At 66.6% G+C, this 640-nt stretch carries 1 protein-coding gene; it reads right to left on the reverse strand.

Going from position 1 to position 640, the window contains the following annotated elements:
- Nucleotides 1-156 precede the first annotated feature (156 nt).
- Nucleotides 157-640 (reverse strand): ABC transporter permease (locus STSP_RS00045; RefSeq protein ID WP_157902756.1); only part of this gene is annotated, 484 nt, incomplete at its 5' end.

Below are 640 nucleotides of genomic sequence, written 5' to 3' on the forward strand. Positions count from 1 at the left end.
AGTTCAGCGTCCACGCGTCCGGGGGGAAGGAGGCGAAGGCGTTGTTGCTGAAGGAGGTGACGAGGATGACGACGATCGGCAGCGCCAGGAACAGCAGGATCACGGTGGACACGGCCGTGAGGGCGATGCGCCCGGTGAGGGACTTGCGCAGTTCCATCATGTGGCGTTCCTCTTCTTACGGCTGGCGCCGAGCGAGGTCACGGCCTTGACCAGCAGCAGTCCGGCGAGGGTGAGGACCAGCAGGATGACTCCCTGGGCGGCCGCCCCGTTCCACTGGTTCTCCTTGGTGACCTGCTGGTTGATGAGGGTGGCGATCATCGTCTGGTCGGGTCCGCCCATCAGGGCGGGGGTGATGTAATAGCCCAGCGAGAGGATGAAGCTGAGCAGTCCGGCACTGGCCAGACCCGGAGCGACCAGCGGCAGGTAGATGCGGCGGAAGATGGTCACCTTGCCCGCTCCCATGCTGGACGCGGCCGCCAGCAGGCGCCGGTCCACGCCGCGCATCACGCCGTACAGCAGCAGCACGGTGTACGGCAGCATCATCGAGGTGGTGCCGATGACCACGCCCAGCTCGTTGTAGAGCAACTGGAACGGCGCGCCGGGGACCGACATGGCGGCCAGGGTCTCGTTCACCAGGCCC

It is taken from the genome of Streptomyces jeddahensis, assembly GCF_001642995.1.
In the GTDB taxonomy this organism is placed as follows: Bacteria; Actinomycetota; Actinomycetes; order Streptomycetales; family Streptomycetaceae; genus Streptomyces; species Streptomyces jeddahensis.